This is a genomic window from Streptomyces violaceorubidus (genome assembly GCF_000717995.1).
In the GTDB taxonomy this organism is placed as follows: domain Bacteria; phylum Actinomycetota; class Actinomycetes; order Streptomycetales; family Streptomycetaceae; genus Streptomyces; species Streptomyces violaceorubidus.
The window spans coordinates 1-1337 of sequence record NZ_JODM01000107.1 but is presented as its reverse complement, the minus strand read 5'-3'; the positions used below and the strand labels follow the sequence as shown (position 1 = coordinate 1337).

The 1337-nt window shown below is 72.2% G+C and carries 1 protein-coding gene and 1 pseudogene; both read right to left on the bottom strand.

Translation table 11 applies throughout. The features are described from left to right. Window positions 1-1104 (bottom strand): enoyl-CoA hydratase-related protein (locus IE94_RS0134175; RefSeq protein WP_030192275.1); only part of this gene is annotated, 1104 nt, incomplete at its 3' end. A gap of 47 nt (window positions 1105-1151) precedes the next feature. After that, window positions 1152-1337 (bottom strand): annotated as a pseudogene (locus IE94_RS36625) (acetyl-CoA C-acyltransferase); the annotation flags it as partial.

Here is a 1337-nt window from a genome sequence, read left to right as displayed (position 1 = left end):
CTTCTCCGAGTACGCCCTGCCCCTGAGCGCCGCCTCCAGCGAGACGTCCTTCAGCACCACCTCGATGCCCGCGCGGGCACACGAGTAGGCGATGCCCGCGCCCATCATCCCCGCGCCCAGCACCGCGACCTTGGACACCTTCCCCGGCTCGAAGCCCTTCGGGCGGTTCGCGCCCGAGTTGACCGCCTGGAGATCGAAGAAGAACGCCTGGATCATGTTCTTGGTGATCTGGCCGGTGACGAGTTCCGTCAGGTACCGGGCCTCCACGACGAAGGCCGTGTCCAGGTCGACCTGGGCGCTCTCCACGGCCGCCGCGAGGATGTTGCGCGGCGCGGGGTAGGGGGCCCCGCCGGTCCGCTTCCTGAGCAGCGCGGGCAGCGCGGAGAGCTCGGCCGCGAGCTTCGGGTGGGAGGGCGTGCCGCCGGGGACGCGGTAGCCGGGCCGGTCCCAGGGCTGGCAGGACTCCGGGTGGGCGTCGATGAAGGCGCGGGCCCTGGCGAGCATGTCCTCGCGGTTGTCGGCGACCTCGTCGACCAGACCGGCTTCGAGGGCGTCGGCCGGCCCGTACTGGGTGCCTTCGAGGAGGACGGTGCGCAGGGCGCCCACGACGCCGAACATCCGGACGGTGCGGGTCACTCCCCCGCCGCCCGGCAGCAGGCCCAGGGTGACCTCGGGGAGCCCGACCCGTGCGGCCGGGGTGTCGAGCACCACGCGGTGGTGGCAGGCCAGCGCGATCTCGTAACCGCCGCCGAGGGCCGCGCCGTTGATCGCGGCGACGACCGGCCTGCCCAGGGTCTCCAGGACACGCAGCGAGCGCTTGACCCGCATCCCCGCCTCGAAGGACCGCTGTGCGGTGGCGGGCGTGACGGAGATCAGGTCCCGCAGGTCGCCGCCGGCGAAGAAGGTCTTCTTGGCGGAGGTCACGAGGACTGCGCGGATGTCGTCACGGCGCTCCACGAGCCGCTGCGCGACGGCGTCCAGCGAGTCGATGAACGCGGCGTTCATGGTGTTGACGGACTGGCTCGGATCGTCCAGGACGAGGGTGACGACGCGGTCCTCGGACTCCTCCCAGCGGATGGTGGAGGGCCGTTCGGTGATGTCCATGACTGAGGTCTCCAGTGAGGTGGGGGGCGGCGCCGGCCGGGCGGGGTTCACAGGCGCTCGACGACGGTGGCGATGCCCATGCCGCCGCCCACGCACAGGGTCGCCAGCCCGTAGCGCTCGTCCCGGCGCTCCAATTCGTCCACGAGGGTGCCGAGGATCATCGCGCCGGTGGCGCCGAGGGGGTGGCCGAGCGCGATGGCGCCGCCGTTGACGTTGACCTTGTCCAGGGACAG